Here is a 17,540-nt window from a genome sequence, read left to right as displayed (position 1 = left end):
AAACCGCGCTTATCGCGTCGGAATTCCGCCTTTGAAGTTTGCTTTGCGCAGCAGCGATTCATATTGCTGCGACATCACGTAGTTTTGTACTTGGGCCATGAAGTCCATGGTCACAACCACAATAATCAACAGAGAAGTACCACCAAAATAAAACGGCACTTTCCACTCGGCTACCATGAATTCCGGCAACAAACACACCAAGGTGATGTAGATGGCGCCAGCCAGTGTCAATCGGGTCAGAATCTTGTCGATGTAGCGGGCAGTCTGCTCACCGGGACGGATCCCTGGCACAAAGGCCCCGCTCTTCTTCAAGTTATCTGCTGTTTCCTTGCTGTTGAAGACCAGCGCTGTATAGAAGAAACAGAAAAACACGATCGCAATGGCGTACAACAGTGCGTGGATGGGCTCGCCTGGCCCCATCGATGCTGCCAAATCTTTCAGGAACCGGACCGCCGGGTTGGCCGTATCGGCGCCCGTCGTAAACCAGCCCACGATCGTTGCTGGGAACAAGATAATCGACGAAGCGAAGATCGGTGGGATCACGCCGGCCATATTCAACTTCAATGGCAGGTGCGAGGTTTGTCCACCGTAAATCTTGTTACCCACCTGGCGTTTCGCATAGTTCACCAGAATCTTGCGTTGGCCACGTTCCACGAATACCACCAGGAACGTCACCGCCACCACCAAGGCCATGATGATGATCGCGGACAAGGCACCGATCGAACCGTTGCTCACCGACTGGCCGAGGCCACCCAGTGCGCCCGGCAGACCGGCAGCGATACCCGCGAAAATGATGATCGAGATGCCATTACCCAGACCACGCTCGGTAATTTGCTCGCCCAACCACATCACGAACATGGTTCCGGTCAACAGCGTAACGACCGTCACGAAACGGAATGCATAGCCTGGATCCAGCACCAGACCTGCCTGCGACTCCAGCGCGACTGCAATGCCCAACGCCTGAAACGCCGCCAGCAACACCGTGAAATACCGGGTGTACTGCGTGATCTTGCGTCGGCCAGCCTCGCCTTCCTTCTTCAACGCTTCCATCTGCGGCGACACGATCGACACCAACTGCATGATGATCGAGGCCGAAATGTACGGCGTGATACCCAGCGCAAACACCGTGAAGCGCGCGAGCGCGCCACCGCTGAACATGTTCAACATGCCCAGGATGCCGCCCTCTTGCGACTTGAACAGCGCGGCCAATTGTACCGGATCGATCCCGGGAACCGGGATGTGAGCGCCGATACGATAAACCACCAATGCGCCAAGCAGGAACCAGAGCCGGCCCCAAGGGAAACCAGCTGCTGCACTTTTAGCCAATTGTGGATTAGTCGCCAATTTTCGCTCCGATCAAGCTGTTAGCGGTGGCTCAAGCTACCGAGCCGCCGGCTGCTTCGATGGCGGCTTTCGCGCCAGCGGTCACTTTCAGGCCTTTGAGGTTCACCGCTTTGGTGATCTCGCCGGACAGAATGACGCGTACATCACGTGCCAGCACGCTCAGTACGCCAGCTTGTTTCAGCACCAGGATGTCGACATCGCCAACGGCCAGGTGGTTCAGGTCGGACAGACGCACTTCAGCTTTGAAGGTGGCGTTGAGCGACTTGAAACCGCGCTTCGGCAGACGACGTTGCAGAGGCATCTGACCGCCTTCGAAGCCGACTTTGTGGAAGCCGCCCGAACGCGATTTCTGACCCTTGTGGCCGCGGCCTGCGGTTTTACCCAGGCCGGAGCCGATACCGCGGCCGACGCGGCGCTTGTAGTGCTTGGCGCCGTCGGCTGGTTGAATGGTATTCAGTTCCATGATTTCTCCGTGAGTAAGCCGGGGCTTACGCAACTACTTTAACGAGATACGACACTTTGTTGATCATGCCGCGTACCGATGGGGTGTCCTGCAGTTCTGCAACCGAGTTGACACGACGCAGGCCCAGGCCGCGCACGGTGGCACGGTGGTCTTGACGGGTGCCGATCAGGCCCTTCACCAGTTGTACTTTGAGGGTTTTCGTAGTCATGTGGTCACCTTAGCCCAGGATCTCTTCCACCGACTTGCCGCGTTTCGCAGCGATGTCAGCAGGAGTGCTCAGTTTAGCCAGGCCGTCCAACGTGGCGCGAACCAGGTTGTACGGGTTGCTCGAACCGGTCGATTTCGCGACCACGTCGGTAACGCCCATGACTTCGAAGATCGCGCGCATTGCGCCGCCAGCGATGACGCCGGTACCTGGTTTAGCAGGCGACATCATGACTTTCGAGGCGCCGTGGCGACCCAGGACGGTGTGGTGCAGCGTGCCGTTCTTCAGTGGTACTTTGATCAGGTTGCGACGGGCTTCTTCCATTGCCTTCTGCACACCGACTGGTACCTCTTTCGACTTGCCCTTGCCCATGCCGATGCGGCCATCGCCGTCACCTACTACGGTCAGCGCGGCGAAACCCATGATACGACCACCCTTGACCACTTTGGTCACGCGGTTGATCGCGATCATTTTTTCGCGCATGCCATCATCCGGCTTGTCGCTTGCCATTTTTGCTTGCATTTTTGCCATGATCGTTCCTTAGAACTTCAGACCGGCTTCACGCGCGGCTTCTGCCAGCGCCTTCACACGGCCGTGATAACGGAAACCGGAACGGTCGAAGGCGACTTCGGTGATACCGGCTTTGAGTGCTTTTTCTGCTACGCGCTTGCCGACCAGTGCGGCGGCGGCGGCGTTGCCACCCTTGCCCGATTGGCCAGCCAGTTCAGCGCGTACTTCCGCTTCAACGGTCGAGGCCGAAACCAGTACTTTGGCTTCCGGGCTGATCAGGTTTGCGTAGATGTGCAGGTTAGTGCGGTGAACCGACAGGCGGTTCACTTTCAGTTGCGCAATCTTGATCCGGGTTTGACGTCCGCGACGCAGACGAGATTCTTTTTTATCCATCGTCAGCCCCTAATTACTTCTTCTTGGTTTCTTTGATCTTAACCACTTCGTCCGAATAACGGACGCCCTTGCCTTTGTAAGGCTCCGGAGCGCGGTAAGCACGAACTTCTGCAGCAACCTGACCCACCTTTTGACGATCGATGCCTTTGATGACGATCTCGGTCGGGGTGGCGGTGGTCACGGTCACGCCTTCTGGCATGGCGTGCACGACCGGGTGCGAGAAACCCAGCGACAGGTTCAGCTTGTCACCTTGGGCCTGGGCTTTGTAGCCCACGCCCACCAGGTTCAGCTTTTTCTCGAAGCCCTTGGTCACACCGTTCACCATGTTGTTGACCAGTGCGCGCAGCGTACCGGACATGGCGTTGGCTTCGCGGCTGTCGTTGGACGGCTCAAAGCTCAGGGTACCAGCGTTGTTTTCCACTTTAACCAGGCCGTTCAGGCTCTGGGTCAAGACGCCCAGCGGGCCCTTGACGGTAATCGCTGCTGCGGAGATGGCGACTTCAGCGCCAGCTGGCACAGCGATTGGCATTTTAGCTACACGGGACATGTCTAACTCCTTAAGCCACGAAGCAAATCACTTCGCCGCCGACACCGGTAGCGCGTGCTTTACGATCGGTCATGACGCCTTGCGGAGTCGACACGATTGCCACACCCAGGCCATTCATGACCGATGGGATTTCGTCCTTGCCTTTGTAGACGCGCAGACCTGGACGCGAAACACGTTCCAGGCGCTCGATAACAGGACGGCCTACGTAGTACTTCAAACCGATTTTCAGTTCCGACTTGCCGCCATCTTCAGCGACTGCGAAATCTTCAATGTAACCCTCGTCCTTGAGGACGTTGGCAATCGCTACTTTGACTTTCGACGATGGCATGGCCACGGTCGTTTTTTGAACGCCTTGGGCGTTGCGAATGCGGGTCAGCATATCGGCGATAGGATCGCTCATACTCATTGCTTATTCTCCTATTACCAGCTAGCTTTAGTCATACCCGGAATTTCACCACGCATGGCGAATTCACGGAGCTTGATACGGCCCAGACCGAATTTACGGAAGGTGCCGCGCGGACGACCGGTGATGGCGCAGCGGTTACGCTGGCGGGTCGGGGCCGAGTTACGTGGCAGCGCTTGCAGTTTCAGGCGCGCTTCGTAACGTTCTTCTTCCGACTTCGACTGGTCATCAATGATGGCCTTGAGCGAGCTGCGTTTGGCGGCGAATTTATTCGCCAGCGCTACGCGTTTCGCTTCACGGTTAATCAGTGCGAGTTTTGCCATGATCTCTTAGTTCCTGAACGGGAATTTGAAGGCGGCGAGCAGAGCTTTCGCTTCGTCGTCGGTCTTAGCGGTGGTGGTGATCGAAATGTTCATACCACGCAGCGCATCGATCTTGTCGTACTCGATCTCAGGGAAGATGATCTGCTCTTTCACACCGATGTTGTAATTGCCACGACCATCGAAGGCCTTGCCATTCACACCGCGGAAGTCACGCACGCGTGGCAGGGCCACGGTGATGAAGCGGTCGAGGAACTCGTACATACGGGCGCCGCGCAGGGTCACCATCGTACCGATCGGGTAGCCTTCACGGATTTTGAAACCCGCGATCGCTTTACGTGCCTTGGTGGTCACTGGCTTCTGGCCAGCGATCTTGGTCAGGTCGCCTACCGCGTGCTCGAGGACCTTCTTGTCCGCAATCGCCTCGCCCACACCCATGTTCAGGGTGATCTTGGTCAGACGCGGAACTTCCATCACCGACTTGTAGCCGAATTTCTCGGTCAGGTCAGCGACGACTTTTTCTTTATAGAATTCTTGGAGACGTGCCATGATTTCTTAAGCCTTCACTACTTCGCCGGACGATTTAAAGACGCGGACTTTTTTGCCGTCGACATCTTTGAAACCAACACGGTCTGCCTTGCCAGTCGCTGCATTGAACAATGCAACGTTGGACACGTGAATCGGCATAGTCTTGTCGACGATACCACCTTGAACGCCAGTCATTGGGTTCGGCTTGGTCGCTTTCTTAGCAACGTTGACGCCTTCAACCACAACGTGTTCTGCGTCTACGCGACGCGAAACGACACCGCGTTTGCCCTTGTCTTTACCGGCCAGAACGATGACTTCGTCGTTTTTACGAATCTTATCCATTACTGACTCCTTACAGTACTTCAGGTGCCAGGGACACGATCTTCATGAACTTTTCAGTGCGCAGTTCGCGCGTCACTGGTCCAAAGATACGCGTACCGATCGGTTCCAGCTTGGCGTTCAGCAGTACGGCGGCATTGCCGTCGAACTTCACCAGGGAACCGTCTTGGCGGCGAACACCTTTAGCGGTGCGCACTACCACGGCGTTATAAATTTCACCTTTTTTGACACGACCACGTGGCTGAGCCACCTTTACGGTGACCTTGATCACGTCGCCAATGCCAGCATAACGGCGCTTGGAACCGCCCAACACCTTGATGCACATGACTTCCTTGGCACCGGTGTTGTCGGCTACTTCGAGCCGGCTTTCAGTTTGAATCATAATATTCTCTTTCCCAACTTAAGCCGAAGAATCCACACAATGCGGACCTGCGGTCAGTCTTGGTCCCGCCAGAAGCGCCTGCTGGCGCCGCTGCTTGGGTGCTTGACCTTCGAACTGCATACTGACCGCACGGTTCAGCGTCTGTGGCCAGACACTTTGCGGCGTTACATGAACGAAGCCCACGAGTATTACATACAACTCGCGGGCTTGCAAGAACTAATTGAAAAACACCGCCAACACCACAGGCTTGGCGGCGCGCTTCTCAATTAAACGATTTGTGCGGCTTGCACCACACGGGTCACGGTCCATGCCTTCGTTTTGGAGATCGGACGACCTTCGGTGATTTCCACCGTATCACCGGCTTTCACCTGGTTGGTCTCGTCGTGGGCGTGGTACTTGGCCGAACGAACGATGATCTTGCCATACAGAGGGTGTTTCACGTGACGTTCGATCAGCACGGTAACGGTCTTGTCCATCTTGTCGGACACAACTTTACCGATCAGCGTACGCTTCAGCTTTACTTGCTCGGTCATTTTGCTTCCTTCGTGTTCATTACCGTTTTTACGCGTGCGATATCGCGACGTACCTTCTTGAGCTGCGAAGTGTTGCTCAGCTGTTGCGTAGCGGTTTGCATACGCAGGCCGAACTGGGCTTTCAGCAGATCGTTCAGCTCTTTCTGCAGAGCTGCCTGGTCTTTGCCGCGGAGTTCAGATGCTTTCATAATTCACTCCTGTTATTGACCAACTTGACGGACCACGAACGTGGTCGCCAGTGGCAGTTTGGCAGCGGCCAGGCGGAATGCTTCGCGCGCCAGTTCTTCGCCTACGCCGTCCATCTCGTACAGGACTTTGCCCGGACGGATTTCAGCAACGTAGTACTCTGGATTACCCTTACCGTTACCCATACGGACTTCGGCAGGCTTGTTCGAGATCGGTTTGTCCGGGAACACACGGATCCAGATACGGCCACCACGTTTGATGTGGCGGGTCATGGCGCGACGCGCTGCTTCGATTTGACGGGCAGTGATACGGCCACGAGCCACGGCTTTCAGACCGAACTCGCCAAACGACACGTTGGTGCCGGTGGTGTGCGAAATGCCGGTGTTACGGCCTTTCTGCTCTTTACGATACTTTCTGCGTGCTGGTTGCAGCATGATTATTCTCCTGCTTTCTCGGCTGGCTTAGCAGCGCGGCGGGCGCCACCAGCACCAGCTGGGCGTGGGCGGCCAGCTGGCTTGCCGTCTTCACGACGTGGGCCACGTGGCTTTTTCTCGTCTGGCGGGGTATCGATCACAGGGGCTTCGCCGGTCGGCGAGCGGTCACCCTTGTAGACCCAGACCTTGACACCGATGATGCCGTAGGTGGTCGAAGCTTCCGACGTGCCGTAGTCGATGTCAGCGCGCAGGGTGTGCAGTGGCACACGGCCTTCGCGGTACCATTCGGTACGGGCGATCTCGATGCCGTTCAGACGACCCGACGACATGATCTTGATGCCCAGGGCGCCCAGGCGCATCGCGTTCTGCATCGCGCGCTTCATGGCGCGGCGGAACATGATACGTTTTTCGAGCTGCTGAGCGATCGAGTCAGCGATCAGCTGCGAATCGATTTCCGGCTTGCGGATTTCTTCGATGTTCACGTGCACCGGCACGCCCATGATCTTGGTCAGCGCCGACTTCAGTACTTCGATGTCTTCGCCTTTTTTACCAATGACCACGCCTGGACGCGAGCTGTAGATGGTGAAACGCGCATTCTTGGCAGGACGCTCGATGACGATGCGGCCGACCGAAGCGTTCTTCAGCTTGGCTTTCAGGTAGGTACGTGCTTTCAGGTCTTCGTTCAGCATGTCGGCAAAGTTACCATTGCCAGCGTACCAACGCGAAGCCCAGTTACGGGTTACCGCCAGGCGGAAACCAGTTGGATGAATTTTCTGACCCATCTTGGCTCCTTAGTTGCCGACGGTCACATAAATGTGACACGATTGTTTCGAGATACGATCGCCACGACCTTTTGCACGCGCGGTGAAGCGCTTCAGGATCGGGCCCTTTTCAACGTAGATCGTTTTCACGAACAGTTCGTCGATGTCGGCACCATCGTTGTGCTCGGCGTTGGCGATAGCCGACTCCAGCACTTTCTTGATGATGGTGGCGCCTTTTTTCGGGCTGAACTGCAGAATGTTGAGGGCTGCGTCAACTTTCTTGCCACGGATCAGGTCAGCAACCAGACGGCCCTTTTGGTCCGACAGGCGCACGCCTTTGAGGATAGCTTTGGTTTCCATTATTTCTTCGCCTTCTTGTCAGCGGCATGGCCTTTGAACGTGCGGGTCAGCGCGAATTCGCCGAGCTTGTGACCTACCATGTTCTCGGAAACGTACACTGGCACGTGCAGCTTGCCGTTGTGAACAGCGATCGTCAGGCCGATGAAGTCAGGCATGATGGTCGAGCGACGGGACCAGGTTTTGATTGGCTTTTTGTCTTTGGTCGCTTGCGCGGCTTCGACTTTTTTCACCAGGTGGGCGTCACAGAACGGCCCTTTTTTCAATGAACGAGTCATGATTTATCCTTATTTCTTGCCGCGGCGCGAGACGATCATCGAAGAAGTACGCTTGTTGCTGCGAGTCTTCTTACCCTTGGTCTGTTGGCCCCATGGCGAAACAGGGTGACGACCAGCTGCGGTTTTACCTTCACCACCACCGTGCGGGTGATCGACCGGGTTCATGACCACACCGCGAACGGTAGGACGAACACCGCGCCAACGCATCGCACCAGCTTTACCGATCTTGCGCAGGCTGTGTTCGGCATTGCCGACTTCACCCACGGTCGCACGGCACTCGATGTGCACGCGACGCACTTCACCCGAGCGCAGACGCACCTGAGCGTAAGTACCTTCACGCGCCATCAGCACCACGCCAGCGCCGGCGGTACGGGCCATCTGGGCACCTTTACCTGGCAGCATTTCCACGCAGTTCATGATGGTGCCGACTGGGATGTTGCGGATCGGCAGGCAGTTGCCCGACTTGATCGGCGCTTCCGAACCGGTCATCACCGCATCGCCCACCGCCATGCCTTTGGTGGCGATGATGTAGCTGCGCGCGCCGTCGGCGTAGCACAGCAGTGCGATGTGGGCCGTGCGGTTTGGATCGTATTCGATACGCTCCACTTTCGCTGGGATGCCATCTTTGCTGTTACGCTTGAAGTCGATCACGCGGTAGTGCTGCTTGTGACCACCACCGATATGGCGGGTGGTGATGTGACCGTTGTTGTTACGGCCAGCAGTTTTCGATTTTTTCTCAACCAGGGCTGCGAACGGACGGCCTTTGAACAGGTCCGAGTTCACAACTTTCACCATGCCGCGACGGCCTGGGGAGGTTGGCTTCATCTTAACGAGTGCCATTATTTAGCCTCCTCGGTGAAATTGATTTCCTGGCCTGGTTTCAGGCACACGAAAGCACGCTTGGTGTGGTTGCGACGGCCGATATGGGCGCCGGAACGCTTCTGCTTACCTTCGCGGTTCACGGTTTGCACCGATTCCACTTGGACTTTGAACAGCAGTTCAACGGCCGCTTTGATTTCTGGCTTGGTCGCGTCGGTGGTAACACGGAACACGATCTGCTCGTTCTTTTCCGCGACCAGGGTGGCCTTCTCGGAAATCACTGGAGCTACCAGCACCTTCAGCAGGCGCTCTTCGCTAAATTTCAATGCGCTCATGCCAGCATCTCCTCAATCTTCGCCAGCGCAGCCTTGGTCACCAGGATCTTTTTGTAGAAGACCAGCGACATTGGATCAGCGTGACGTGGCTCGACAACCAGCACGTTCGGCAGGTTGCGGGAAGCCAGTTCCAGGTTTTCGTTGGCGGTATCGGTGATGATCAGCACGGAGTCGAAGCCCAGGCCGGTCAGCTTTTGCGACAGCAGCTTGGTTTTTGGTGCTTCGATCGACAGATCTTCGATCACGACCAGACGGTCTTCACGGGCCAGCTGCGACAGAATCGAGCACAGACCAGCGCGGTACATCTTCTTGTTCACTTTGTGGGTGAAGTTCTCGTCAGGCGAGTTCGGGAAGATGCGACCACCGCCGCGCCACAGTGGCGACGACGACATACCTGCACGAGCACGGCCGGTACCTTTTTGGCGCCATGGCTTTTTGGTCGTGTGGTGGACTTCTTCACGGTCTTTTTGTTTACGGTTGCCGCTGCGAGCATTGGCTTGGTAAGCAACGACGATCTGGTGGATCAGGGCTTCGTTGTAGTCACGGCCGAAGACGGTATCGGCAGCTGCTACGTTAGAGGCGGCTTGACCTTGAGCGTTCAAGAGCTTGAGTTCCATCGTTTAAGCTCCCTTCTTTGCTTTAACTTTGACAGCCGGCGAAACCACTACCTGGCCATTTTTGGCGCCAGGGATCGCACCTTTGACCAGCAGCAGCTGGCGGTCGGCATCGATACGGGCGATTTCGAGGTTCTGCACGGTCGTGGTGACGTCACCCATGTGACCGGTCATGCGCTTACCAGGGAATACACGACCTGGATCCTGCGCCATACCAATCGAACCTGGAACGTTGTGCGAACGCGAGTTACCGTGGGTCTGACGACCCGAAGCAAAGTTGTGGCGCTTGATGGTACCGGCGTAGCCTTTACCGATCGATACACCTTGTACGTCGACTTTTTGACCAACTTCGAACAGCGAAGCGGCGACAACTTCGCCAGCTTTCAGTTCGGCAGCTTTGGCAGCGTCAACGCGGAACTCTTTCAGCAGAGTACCAGCTTCAACACCCGCTTTAGCGTGGTGACCAGCAACGGCTTTGGTCACGCGGGAAGCGCGACGTTGACCGAATGCGACCTGAACTGCAGTGTAACCATCAGTTTCAGGGGTTTTGATTTGCGCAACACGGTTGTTCGATACGTCCACCACGGTGACTGGGATCGAGTCCCCGTCATCGGTGAAGATACGCATCATACCAACCTTGCGACCGAGGAGGCCAAGGCTCATTTTTTCTCCAATTCCCACCTACGATTGGGCGGGGATATGTTGAACTACTAAAATTAGTACGGACCAATAAAAAGATGAATCCATACCGAAGCCGGCTAGTGTATCTTGATTTGGGGCTTGACGCAACAACTTAGTACGAGGTATGTCAGTTTTTTGCGGCGGTCGCCAAGCCCCGCGCAAACCACGGCGCCATGCGGCTTGCGGCGCAGGCCGACGGGTGCGGAAGATGGCGTTGCTACCGGGTCCAGCTTGTCCATTTCACCACCCTGCCCGGGCCGCAAAGCGGCGTCCCATGCAAAAAAGGGCCGGTCCACCGCATTGCTGCGGCAGACCGGCCCCTCGGGCTTAGCACACTACCTGATTAGAACTTGTAGTTTGCGCCAACGCCAATCTTGCGGAATTGTGGCTGGTAGCCATCACGCCATTGCATCGGCGCTTCCATCTGGAAGATGTTGTCGATGTACAGGCTCAGGCGGACATGGTTGATGCCGGTGTAAGCCAGGTTGTAGTCGACGGTGGTGTTGCTGCCCACTTTGCCGCAGGTGTCCAGGTACTGGGCCGCCACTTTCTGGGTAGCGCAGTAGTTCGGCGACGACTCGTCGTTATTGCTGTAGCCGCTACGGTAGTTGACAGTCACACCATTATCCCAGGCGCCCTTTTTCAGGAACAGACGGAACTTGGTGTTCAGGCGGGACATGCCCTGGTAGCCGCTGGCGAAGGTATTGTTGCCAGCCACGTACATGCCAGCCTGGTTAGGACCGTAGGCGTTGTCCGCCACCGAGAAGGCCTGGTATTTCCACAGGTAGGCCCCTTCCAGCTTCATGCGGACCTGGCCCAGATCGGTATCGAAACGGCCCGACGCGTCGAAGTCGAAGCCCGAAGCACGGGTACGGCCGCTGTTGACGTAAGGATCATACGCCATGCCCAGCTTGCCAACGCCACCGTAGTTGAGGGTGGTGCCCGGTGCGTATTTCTTCACCAGCGCCAGGAACTCGTTGTCGGTCGCGGTGTTGTCGATACGCACCAGCTGGCCGGCTGGCAGGCCTGCCTCGCCTTTCAGGATGTCGATGGTGCCGCGGGTACCGATTTCGTTACGGCGCTCGATGAAGAAGTAGTCCACTGCTGCGGTCCAGTTCTTGACTGGCTCGATCACGAAACCGGCGGTCAGCGAACGCGAGGTTTCTGGCTTCAGGTTAGGGTTCGAGGAAGCGAAGCTTGGCAGCGAGCCGGCGCAGTCGTAGCCGCGGTAGGTGTTGGCCAGTGCCTTGTCGCCGGCCGTGGCGCCAGGGGCGTTCTGCACCAGCGCGTTGAGCTGGTTGGCGATCGGGCAGCGGCGTGGATCTTCCACCGAATTGGTGATGGCACTACGACCCAGGCCGTTACCGGATTCAACGATGTTAGGCGCACGGAAGCCGCCCGCAGCGGTCGCACGCAGCAACAGGCTGTCGGTCACGTTGTAGCGCAGACCCAGTTTAGGCGAAATGTGGGCTTCGCTGTGGCTGGATTTGTCGGCGCGCAGTGCGGCGCTCAGTTCCACCTTCTTCACCACCGGGATGGTGGCTTCGGTGAAGATGGCGTAGTGGTCCACCGCGTCTTTCACCTGCAGACCGAAGATGCCGACCAGGTCGCCGTTCAGCACGTTGTCCGAGCTCTTCATCTCGTACGATTCACGGCGGATGTCGGTGCCCACCGCGATCGCCAGCGGACCGGCTGGCAGCTGTGCCACTTCGCCCGAAATGGTGGCGTCAAAGAAGGTGATCTTCGATTTGCCTTCGGTGGTACGGACTGGGAACATCGATTCCAGCAGCGCGCTGTCGTTCTTCTGGCCGAACTTGTAGGTGCCGTTGACGATCGCGTCGGTATAACCCTTGGCGCTCGGTGCGCGGGTAGCCTTGGTGGCTTTCGACTCCATGTGGCCGAACGCCGATTTCCAGTCGAAGCCGGCGATTTCGCCGGTCAGGCTCAACATGGCGCGGTACTGGTCGGATTCGGTGCGGTTGAAGTTGAAGCCATCACCGGTATCCATCAGGCGGGCGCGGTATTCCACCGGCACCGCGTAGGGATTGTTCGGGTGACCGACTGGCAGCTTAGGATAGCTGAACGGGCCGACCATTTTGCCGCCGTACACGTTGTACCAGATGTTGGTCGAGGTGGTGGTGCCGCCGTTGGCGGTCGAGAATGGTGGCACGATGTAGGCGTTCGATGCGCTGGCGTAGGTCAGCTCGAAGTTGGCATCGATCTCTTTGCCCAGACGGAAGTGGGTGTTGCTGGCAACCGCATAGCGCTTGGCATCGGTGGTCTGGCCAGCGTAGGGCAGCGCATCCATTTTGCACTGTTTATCGTTGGCATCCACATTGCCTGCAGGGCAGCCTGGAGCGGCAACGATGTTGGTCGCGCTCAGGAAGTAGTTACCGGTTGGCGAGAACGAGCTGCGGTTGTCCCAGGTCGAACGGCCCGGGGTCAGGCGGTGCCAGTCCGGTACGTGGTTGCGCAGGTCGTCGGTGGTGTAGCCGTCGCTCTTGTACGCTTCGTAGGTCAGGTAGGTGTTGAAGCCGTTTTCGTCGATGTCGCCATAGCCGATCTTGCCCGATACGCTGCGGTTGCGCATGTCGCGGAAGCCATCGGCTTCTTTGTAGTTACTGCTGATCTCGGCGCCTACATAGTCCTTCATCAGGATAATGTTGATCACGCCGGCGATCGCGTCGGAGCCGTAGATGGCCGATGCGCCATCTTTCAGGATCTCGATACGCTCAACGGCTGCAGCCGGGATCGCATCCAGGTTGGTGAAGTTCTGCTGCGCGCCGTCAGACAGACCGTACTGTGCAATGCGGCGGCCGTTGACCAGCACCAGCGTGGCAACCTTGCCCAGACCACGCATGCCGGCGGCGGACGAACCGGTCGCGAAGCTACCCGACGACGAGCTGGCCGAGCTGATGTCGGTGCCGATCGCCGACGACGAGCTCAGGATGCCCAGCACGGTGGTTTCACCGGTGCGGGCGATGTCATCACGGCCCAGCACCTGGATCGAACCGGCGGCTTCAGCGGCGGTGCGCTTGATGCTGGAACCGGTGATTTCGACGCGTTGGATTTTTTCTGGCTCTGCTGCTTGTTGTGCAGAGGCTTGATTGGCAAAAGCCATGGCGAGCGCCAGCGACAGCGCGCTCTGTTTGAAGAACTGCTCGTGTTTCAAAACTACTCCCTGAAGTGGTGGTTCTCGAATTTCGTACTTCTCTCCAGGCACTGATCAACGCGGCCGTCTTGCTGCGACCGTCACTTTCAACGCCAAGGGCGCAATTTCGCACAATATTGCAAGCTTCACAAAGGAAAATTTCACTTTTTTTATGGCCGTGACAACTTTTCGCCATATTTTTGTTGTTTTTTTGTATCAAGCGCGACCACATTTACGCAATCACTCTTGCAAAAACGCCAAATAAAATAAGAAACGATCACGACTGCAGGGCGGCCTCGCCGGGCGTGCAGGCGGCGGGCGGCATGCCCGCCAGGACCTGCCATTCCGCAGCAAAACACGATCATCGCCGGCAGCCAATCGTGATCGGGCAAGCGGGCCTGACCACCTTAATCGAGTCCGGTTTTGCCGGCGGCCCAATAGGCTTTGCTGTGCCGCTGCCCACTAGCAAGGCCCTGTTCACGCAACATCCGGGTGACCTGCTGGATGGCGCTGGCCTGACCGGTCAGCACGATGTCGGCCATGGGATCGGCCTGCAGTAGAGCCGCCATGCCTGCGGCGCCCTCCCCGCGCGCGGCCAGCCGCACATGCTCCAGCCCCAGATCCGCAATCACCGCCAGCACCTCCGCGCGCGCCGTGACTTCGCACAGCATGTGCAAGGTCGCCTGGCGTGACAACGCAGCGGCCAGTCCCAGCGAGGTTTCATCGCCAAACAGCACCACCGGCGACGCGCCGGGCGCCAGGCGTACCGAGCGGCGTGGCCCGAAGAACACGCAAGGGTCGCCGGCACGCAGCGCGCGTGCCCAGCGGGTGCCGGGCGCGTCGCCATGCAGGTAGACCAAGATGCGGGTGCGGCCGTTGGTGGCGTCCCAGTCTATCGGCGTGTAGGTGCGCTGCACCCAGCCGCCAAACTGCACCTGGAGCTTGTCGCCGGGCGTCCAGGCCACGTTGCGCAATGCGCCGCCGCCCAGTGTGACCAGGCGGAAGCGGTCGCCAATCGGTTCCACCGCCAGCACTTGCGCGCTACGCGTGAACCATTTTTGCAGCGCCGACTCGAACCGGCCAGCGCGTTGGGGAGAGGTAGGGGTATCCATAGCCTGGAGACGAACCAGGCTGGCGGATATTTTATTCCGGCACGTGAATCCGGGCTTTCACATGCTTGAGATGGGCAACGATGGTAAACGTCATCACCACCAGCAGCGACCATGAGCTCCATTTGCTGACATGCACCACCGACCAGGCGCCCAGCTGGTTGGGATAGCGCCACACGCCCCAGAAGGTGCTGATGTTTTCCGCCAGCCAGATGAAGAAGCCGATCAGCACAAACGCCAGCAGCAGCGGCATGCGCCGTTCGCGGTCGAGCGGACGAAACAGCACCGTGGTGCGCGCATACAGGCCCAGCGCGCACGCGGCCAGATACCAGCGGTAGTCGCCGATGTAATGGTGGGTAAAGAAGTTGGCGTAGATGAGCAGCGCAATCAGCACCGCCATCCAGTACGGTGGATGATGGCGGATGCGCAGGTCGAACAGGCGCCAGGCCTGGATCACGTAGCTGCCCACGGCCGCATACATGAAGCCGGAAAACAGCGGCACGCCGAACAGTTTGGTGTACGCAAAATCGGGATAGCTCCATGACTGGATCGCGCCCGACACCTTGAACACTTCCAGCCCGAAGCCCACCAGGTGGAACAGGCAGACGGACTTGAGCTCGTCCCAGGTTTCCAGACCGGCCCACACCATCCAGCCCTGGATGGCCAGCGCAATGAGCAGCAGCAAGTCATAGCGCGGCACGCCCAGCAGGCCGGCGCGCGGTACCAGAACCACGGCCGCAAAGAACAGCGCGACAAACAGGCAGGCGCGCGCTTCCTTGATACCAAAATACAGGAACTCCAGCGCAAAGCGCTGCCAGCCGCGCAGATGCTGGCGGTCGTTGAGATTAAGCAGGTGGGCGTCGAGGGTAGCTAACATGGCAACGGACTGTAGCGGTTCGCGCCCCAAAAGACAATGGGCTGGCGTGTATCCGGCACCATGGTAGCGACATCGGGGTCCAGGACCCCGAGCTTAGCGCTACTTAGTTGCCGTCGATACCAGAGCAGGTGTCGTAGCAGTCCAGACGCTGGACGTAGCAGTCGTGATAGCTGCCACCATGGCGCAGGCAATATTGCTCCAGGTAATCGCAATTATTGGTGCAACGGGTGCCGGCAAACGCCGACGACACGCCCAGGCCGAGGGCGAACAGGAATACCCCAATTTTTTTATTCATATTCATGGCTCCAAGAGAGATGCAAGCGGATGATGAACGGCAGAGCGCACGCCGCTACGCGCGCCCCCGACACGACAACGGGGTGCTGCGTGTAGTTCAGCTCACTGGCGGGCCAGCGCAGTGCTGCGCTGAAGGGCCGCAGCGATCGTGGCGGGCTGATAGCCAACAATACGGCGATTGCCGATCAGGATCACCGGCACGCCGCGCCCTTCCAATTGCTCGAATTCCTGGCGCGCGCGGTCAGACTTCTCGATATCGCGATCGGCAAACGCAATGCCGTGCTCACGCAAATAGTCGCGCGTCTTGGCGCAATAGGGACAATGGCTGGTGCCGTACATGACCACCCGGGTCTGGTGTTGCGCGAAATAGGCGGCATAATCGCCTTCCGTGTAGCGCGGCGCCATCCACTCGCGCACGTGGGTGGCGGCATAGCCCACGCCCAGGCCTGCGGCCAGCAACAGCAAATAAAACATCAGTTCCTTCAAACGCTTGGCGGTCAGCATTGCATCCCCTGTCTTCGTTTTATTTATATAAAATTATCATATAGTAATTACCAAAACAATACTTTTAATTAATTGCTATTTGCAAGCTGTAGCGACTGAAAAACAAACCAACCAAAAAAACAATGGGCCCGGACGCTTGCACGTCCGGGCCCATCATCAGCTGGCAGCCGAAGCTGCCTGCTTAAAATCGATTACTGCAGTTTGATTTCGACATCAACGCCAGCTGGCAGGTCCAGCTTCATCAGTGCGTCAACGGTCTTGTCGGTTGGGTCAACGATGTCCATCAGGCGCTGGTGGGTACGGATTTCGAACTGGTCGCGCGAGGTTTTGTTGACGTGCGGCGAACGCAGAACGTCGAAACGCTGGATGCGGGTTGGCAGTGGGACTGGACCTTTGACAACGGCGCCGGTGCGCTTAGCGGTGTCAACGATTTCCAGTGCGGACTGGTCGATCAGCTTGTAGTCGAAAGCCTTCAGGCGGATGCGGATTTTTTGATTGGTAACGGTCATGATAATTCCCTCAAAGAGCGAACTGGCAACTTTGTAGCGCCAGCAATTTTAAAAAGAACGATTGTGGTACAGCAGGGGCGACATGGTAGCACAACCATGCCGCCCCTGCTTACATCAGCGCTTAAAAATTAGGCGATGATTTTAGCAACAACGCCTGCACCAACGGTACGGCCGCCTTCACGGATAGCGAAACGCAGACCCTCTTCCATTGCGATCGGGTTGATCAGCTTCACAGTGATCGACACGTTGTCGCCTGGCATAACCATTTCTTTGTCCGCTGGCAGTTCGATCGAACCGGTCACGTCAGTCGTACGGAAGTAGAACTGTGGACGATAGTTGTTGAAGAACGGGGTGTGACGGCCGCCTTCATCTTTCGACAGAACGTAGATCTCGCCGGTGAAGTGGTTGTGCGGTTTGATCGAGCCTGGTTTTGCCAGAACTTGACCACGTTGCACGTCTTCACGCTTGGTGCCGCGCAGCAGCAGACCAACGTTGTCGCCTGCTTGACCTTGGTCCAGCAGTTTGCGGAACATTTCCACGCCGGTGCAGGTGGTTTTCACGGTGTCAACGATACCGACGATTTCGATCTCTTCGCCGACTTTGATGATGCCGCGCTCAACACGACCGGTAACCACGGTACCGCGGCCCGAGATCGAGAACACGT

28 protein-coding genes are annotated in these 17,540 nt (G+C 57.6%); all 28 read right to left on the bottom strand.

Annotation, left to right across the window (positions count from 1 at the left end; translation table 11 throughout):
* Positions 1-9 precede the first annotated feature (9 nt).
* Positions 10-1,344, bottom strand: coding sequence for a preprotein translocase subunit SecY (secY, locus tag BUA36_RS18620; protein WP_072786825.1), 1,335 nt, complete (start codon positions 1,342-1,344; stop codon positions 10-12).
* Positions 1,345-1,375: 31 nt separating this feature from the next.
* Positions 1,376-1,807 (bottom strand): 50S ribosomal protein L15, encoded by a 432-nt coding sequence (rplO, locus tag BUA36_RS18615; RefSeq protein WP_072786824.1) that lies wholly within the window; start codon positions 1,805-1,807, stop codon positions 1,376-1,378.
* A gap of 25 nt (positions 1,808-1,832) precedes the next feature.
* Positions 1,833-2,015 (bottom strand): 50S ribosomal protein L30, encoded by a 183-nt coding sequence (rpmD, locus tag BUA36_RS18610; protein WP_072786823.1) that lies wholly within the window; start codon positions 2,013-2,015, stop codon positions 1,833-1,835.
* 9 nt (positions 2,016-2,024) lie between these two features.
* Entirely contained in the window at positions 2,025-2,543 is a 519-nt protein-coding gene (rpsE, locus tag BUA36_RS18605) for a 30S ribosomal protein S5 (protein WP_072786822.1), read from the bottom strand.
* A 9-nt stretch (positions 2,544-2,552) separates the two neighbouring features.
* The gene (gene rplR / locus BUA36_RS18600) at positions 2,553-2,915 is read right to left on the bottom strand and encodes a 50S ribosomal protein L18 (RefSeq protein WP_072786821.1); all 363 of its coding nucleotides are present in this window, start codon (positions 2,913-2,915) and stop codon (positions 2,553-2,555) included.
* A 13-nt stretch (positions 2,916-2,928) separates the two neighbouring features.
* Positions 2,929-3,462 (bottom strand): 50S ribosomal protein L6, encoded by a 534-nt coding sequence (gene rplF, locus BUA36_RS18595; RefSeq protein WP_072786820.1) that lies wholly within the window; start codon positions 3,460-3,462, stop codon positions 2,929-2,931.
* A gap of 10 nt (positions 3,463-3,472) precedes the next feature.
* Positions 3,473-3,868: a 30S ribosomal protein S8 gene (gene rpsH / locus BUA36_RS18590; RefSeq protein WP_072786819.1), complete on the bottom strand. Its 396-nt coding sequence runs from the start codon at positions 3,866-3,868 to the stop codon at positions 3,473-3,475.
* 14 nt (positions 3,869-3,882) lie between these two features.
* Positions 3,883-4,188 carry a 30S ribosomal protein S14 gene (gene rpsN, locus BUA36_RS18585; protein ID WP_072786818.1) on the bottom strand — a complete coding sequence of 102 codons (306 nt, stop codon included), beginning with the start codon at positions 4,186-4,188 and terminating at the stop codon, positions 3,883-3,885.
* Between the two features lie 6 nt (positions 4,189-4,194).
* Complete coding sequence (gene rplE / locus BUA36_RS18580) at positions 4,195-4,734, bottom strand: 50S ribosomal protein L5 (RefSeq protein WP_072786817.1); 540 nt, start codon at positions 4,732-4,734, stop codon at positions 4,195-4,197.
* A 6-nt stretch (positions 4,735-4,740) separates the two neighbouring features.
* The gene (gene rplX, locus BUA36_RS18575) at positions 4,741-5,055 is read right to left on the bottom strand and encodes a 50S ribosomal protein L24 (RefSeq protein WP_056151015.1); all 315 of its coding nucleotides are present in this window, start codon (positions 5,053-5,055) and stop codon (positions 4,741-4,743) included.
* A 10-nt stretch (positions 5,056-5,065) separates the two neighbouring features.
* Entirely contained in the window at positions 5,066-5,434 is a 369-nt protein-coding gene (rplN, locus tag BUA36_RS18570) for a 50S ribosomal protein L14 (protein ID WP_050409761.1), read from the bottom strand.
* Positions 5,435-5,700: 266 nt separating this feature from the next.
* The gene (gene rpsQ, locus BUA36_RS18560) at positions 5,701-5,967 is read right to left on the bottom strand and encodes a 30S ribosomal protein S17 (protein WP_072786815.1); all 267 of its coding nucleotides are present in this window, start codon (positions 5,965-5,967) and stop codon (positions 5,701-5,703) included.
* Entirely contained in the window at positions 5,964-6,155 is a 192-nt protein-coding gene (gene rpmC / locus BUA36_RS18555) for a 50S ribosomal protein L29 (protein ID WP_020704377.1), read from the bottom strand. Before rpmC ends, rpsQ begins: the two co-directional genes overlap by 4 nt.
* Before the next feature lie 12 nt (positions 6,156-6,167).
* Positions 6,168-6,587 carry a 50S ribosomal protein L16 gene (gene rplP / locus BUA36_RS18550; protein WP_072786814.1) on the bottom strand — a complete coding sequence of 140 codons (420 nt, stop codon included), beginning with the start codon at positions 6,585-6,587 and terminating at the stop codon, positions 6,168-6,170.
* A 2-nt stretch (positions 6,588-6,589) separates the two neighbouring features.
* A complete protein-coding gene (gene rpsC, locus BUA36_RS18545; protein ID WP_072786813.1) occupies positions 6,590-7,369 on the bottom strand; it encodes a 30S ribosomal protein S3 in 780 nt (259 codons plus the stop codon).
* A gap of 9 nt (positions 7,370-7,378) precedes the next feature.
* On the bottom strand, positions 7,379-7,711 hold the full coding sequence (gene rplV / locus BUA36_RS18540) for a 50S ribosomal protein L22 (protein ID WP_174864456.1): 333 nt from the start codon (positions 7,709-7,711) through the stop codon (positions 7,379-7,381).
* Positions 7,708-7,983, bottom strand: a complete 276-nt coding sequence (rpsS, locus tag BUA36_RS18535) for a 30S ribosomal protein S19 (RefSeq protein ID WP_050409767.1) — start codon at positions 7,981-7,983, stop codon at positions 7,708-7,710. Before rpsS ends, rplV begins: the two co-directional genes overlap by 4 nt.
* Positions 7,984-7,992: 9 nt before the next feature.
* Positions 7,993-8,823: a 50S ribosomal protein L2 gene (gene rplB, locus BUA36_RS18530; protein ID WP_072786812.1), complete on the bottom strand. Its 831-nt coding sequence runs from the start codon at positions 8,821-8,823 to the stop codon at positions 7,993-7,995.
* Positions 8,823-9,137, bottom strand: coding sequence for a 50S ribosomal protein L23 (gene rplW / locus BUA36_RS18525; protein ID WP_072786811.1), 315 nt, complete (start codon positions 9,135-9,137; stop codon positions 8,823-8,825). Before rplW ends, rplB begins: the two co-directional genes overlap by 1 nt.
* Positions 9,134-9,754 (bottom strand): 50S ribosomal protein L4, encoded by a 621-nt coding sequence (gene rplD / locus BUA36_RS18520; RefSeq protein ID WP_072786810.1) that lies wholly within the window; start codon positions 9,752-9,754, stop codon positions 9,134-9,136. Before rplD ends, rplW begins: the two co-directional genes overlap by 4 nt.
* Before the next feature lie 3 nt (positions 9,755-9,757).
* Positions 9,758-10,414, bottom strand: coding sequence for a 50S ribosomal protein L3 (rplC, locus tag BUA36_RS18515; protein ID WP_072786809.1), 657 nt, complete (start codon positions 10,412-10,414; stop codon positions 9,758-9,760).
* Positions 10,415-10,775: 361 nt separating this feature from the next.
* A complete protein-coding gene (locus BUA36_RS18510; RefSeq protein WP_229255752.1) occupies positions 10,776-13,604 on the bottom strand; it encodes a TonB-dependent receptor plug domain-containing protein in 2,829 nt (942 codons plus the stop codon).
* Positions 13,605-13,990: 386 nt separating this feature from the next.
* A complete protein-coding gene (locus BUA36_RS18505) occupies positions 13,991-14,695 on the bottom strand; it encodes a siderophore-interacting protein (RefSeq protein WP_072786808.1) in 705 nt (234 codons plus the stop codon).
* 31 nt (positions 14,696-14,726) lie between these two features.
* Complete coding sequence (locus tag BUA36_RS18500) at positions 14,727-15,569, bottom strand: DUF817 domain-containing protein (RefSeq protein WP_072786807.1); 843 nt, start codon at positions 15,567-15,569, stop codon at positions 14,727-14,729.
* A gap of 103 nt (positions 15,570-15,672) precedes the next feature.
* A complete protein-coding gene (locus BUA36_RS18495) occupies positions 15,673-15,864 on the bottom strand; it encodes a hypothetical protein (protein WP_139260637.1) in 192 nt (63 codons plus the stop codon).
* A 101-nt stretch (positions 15,865-15,965) separates the two neighbouring features.
* Positions 15,966-16,367 carry a glutaredoxin family protein gene (locus BUA36_RS18490; RefSeq protein ID WP_139260636.1) on the bottom strand — a complete coding sequence of 134 codons (402 nt, stop codon included), beginning with the start codon at positions 16,365-16,367 and terminating at the stop codon, positions 15,966-15,968.
* 191 nt (positions 16,368-16,558) lie between these two features.
* Complete coding sequence (gene rpsJ, locus BUA36_RS18485) at positions 16,559-16,876, bottom strand: 30S ribosomal protein S10 (RefSeq protein ID WP_072786805.1); 318 nt, start codon at positions 16,874-16,876, stop codon at positions 16,559-16,561.
* Between the two features lie 128 nt (positions 16,877-17,004).
* On the bottom strand, positions 17,005-17,540 hold a 536-nt coding region (locus BUA36_RS18480; protein WP_267875114.1), incomplete at its 5' end, for an EF-Tu C-terminal domain-related protein.

The sequence above is a fragment of the Duganella sacchari genome (genome assembly GCF_900143065.1).
Taxonomy (GTDB): Bacteria; Pseudomonadota; Gammaproteobacteria; order Burkholderiales; family Burkholderiaceae_D; genus Rugamonas; species Rugamonas sacchari.
This window is presented reverse-complemented; position numbering and strand designations above follow the sequence as displayed.

Excerpts from the sequence above, each read along its gene's own strand:
- rplO (WP_072786824.1), bottom strand. The coding sequence starts at position 1,807 with ATGGAACTGAATACCATTCAACCAGCCGACGGCGCCAAGCACTACAAG.
- rpmD (WP_072786823.1), bottom strand. The coding sequence starts at position 2,015 with ATGACTACGAAAACCCTCAAAGTACAACTGGTGAAGGGCCTGATCGGC.
- rpsE (WP_072786822.1), bottom strand. The coding sequence starts at position 2,543 with ATGGCAAAAATGCAAGCAAAAATGGCAAGCGACAAGCCGGATGATGGC.
- rplR (WP_072786821.1), bottom strand. The coding sequence starts at position 2,915 with ATGGATAAAAAAGAATCTCGTCTGCGTCGCGGACGTCAAACCCGGATC.
- rplF (WP_072786820.1), bottom strand. The coding sequence starts at position 3,462 with ATGTCCCGTGTAGCTAAAATGCCAATCGCTGTGCCAGCTGGCGCTGAA.
- rpsH (WP_072786819.1), bottom strand. The coding sequence starts at position 3,868 with ATGAGTATGAGCGATCCTATCGCCGATATGCTGACCCGCATTCGCAAC.
- rpsN (WP_072786818.1), bottom strand. The coding sequence starts at position 4,188 with ATGGCAAAACTCGCACTGATTAACCGTGAAGCGAAACGCGTAGCGCTG.
- rplE (WP_072786817.1), bottom strand. The coding sequence starts at position 4,734 with ATGGCACGTCTCCAAGAATTCTATAAAGAAAAAGTCGTCGCTGACCTG.
- rplX (WP_056151015.1), bottom strand. The coding sequence starts at position 5,055 with ATGGATAAGATTCGTAAAAACGACGAAGTCATCGTTCTGGCCGGTAAA.
- rplN (WP_050409761.1), bottom strand. The coding sequence starts at position 5,434 with ATGATTCAAACTGAAAGCCGGCTCGAAGTAGCCGACAACACCGGTGCC.
- rpsQ (WP_072786815.1), bottom strand. The coding sequence starts at position 5,967 with ATGACCGAGCAAGTAAAGCTGAAGCGTACGCTGATCGGTAAAGTTGTG.
- rpmC (WP_020704377.1), bottom strand. The coding sequence starts at position 6,155 with ATGAAAGCATCTGAACTCCGCGGCAAAGACCAGGCAGCTCTGCAGAAA.
- rplP (WP_072786814.1), bottom strand. The coding sequence starts at position 6,587 with ATGCTGCAACCAGCACGCAGAAAGTATCGTAAAGAGCAGAAAGGCCGT.
- rpsC (WP_072786813.1), bottom strand. The coding sequence starts at position 7,369 with ATGGGTCAGAAAATTCATCCAACTGGTTTCCGCCTGGCGGTAACCCGT.
- rpsS (WP_050409767.1), bottom strand. The coding sequence starts at position 7,983 with ATGACTCGTTCATTGAAAAAAGGGCCGTTCTGTGACGCCCACCTGGTG.
- rplB (WP_072786812.1), bottom strand. The coding sequence starts at position 8,823 with ATGGCACTCGTTAAGATGAAGCCAACCTCCCCAGGCCGTCGCGGCATG.
- rplW (WP_072786811.1), bottom strand. The coding sequence starts at position 9,137 with ATGAGCGCATTGAAATTTAGCGAAGAGCGCCTGCTGAAGGTGCTGGTA.
- rplD (WP_072786810.1), bottom strand. The coding sequence starts at position 9,754 with ATGGAACTCAAGCTCTTGAACGCTCAAGGTCAAGCCGCCTCTAACGTA.
- rplC (WP_072786809.1), bottom strand. The coding sequence starts at position 10,414 with ATGAGCCTTGGCCTCCTCGGTCGCAAGGTTGGTATGATGCGTATCTTC.
- BUA36_RS18505 (WP_072786808.1), bottom strand. The coding sequence starts at position 14,695 with ATGGATACCCCTACCTCTCCCCAACGCGCTGGCCGGTTCGAGTCGGCG.
- BUA36_RS18500 (WP_072786807.1), bottom strand. The coding sequence starts at position 15,569 with ATGTTAGCTACCCTCGACGCCCACCTGCTTAATCTCAACGACCGCCAG.
- BUA36_RS18495 (WP_139260637.1), bottom strand. The coding sequence starts at position 15,864 with ATGAATAAAAAAATTGGGGTATTCCTGTTCGCCCTCGGCCTGGGCGTG.
- BUA36_RS18490 (WP_139260636.1), bottom strand. The coding sequence starts at position 16,367 with ATGCTGACCGCCAAGCGTTTGAAGGAACTGATGTTTTATTTGCTGTTG.
- rpsJ (WP_072786805.1), bottom strand. The coding sequence starts at position 16,876 with ATGACCGTTACCAATCAAAAAATCCGCATCCGCCTGAAGGCTTTCGAC.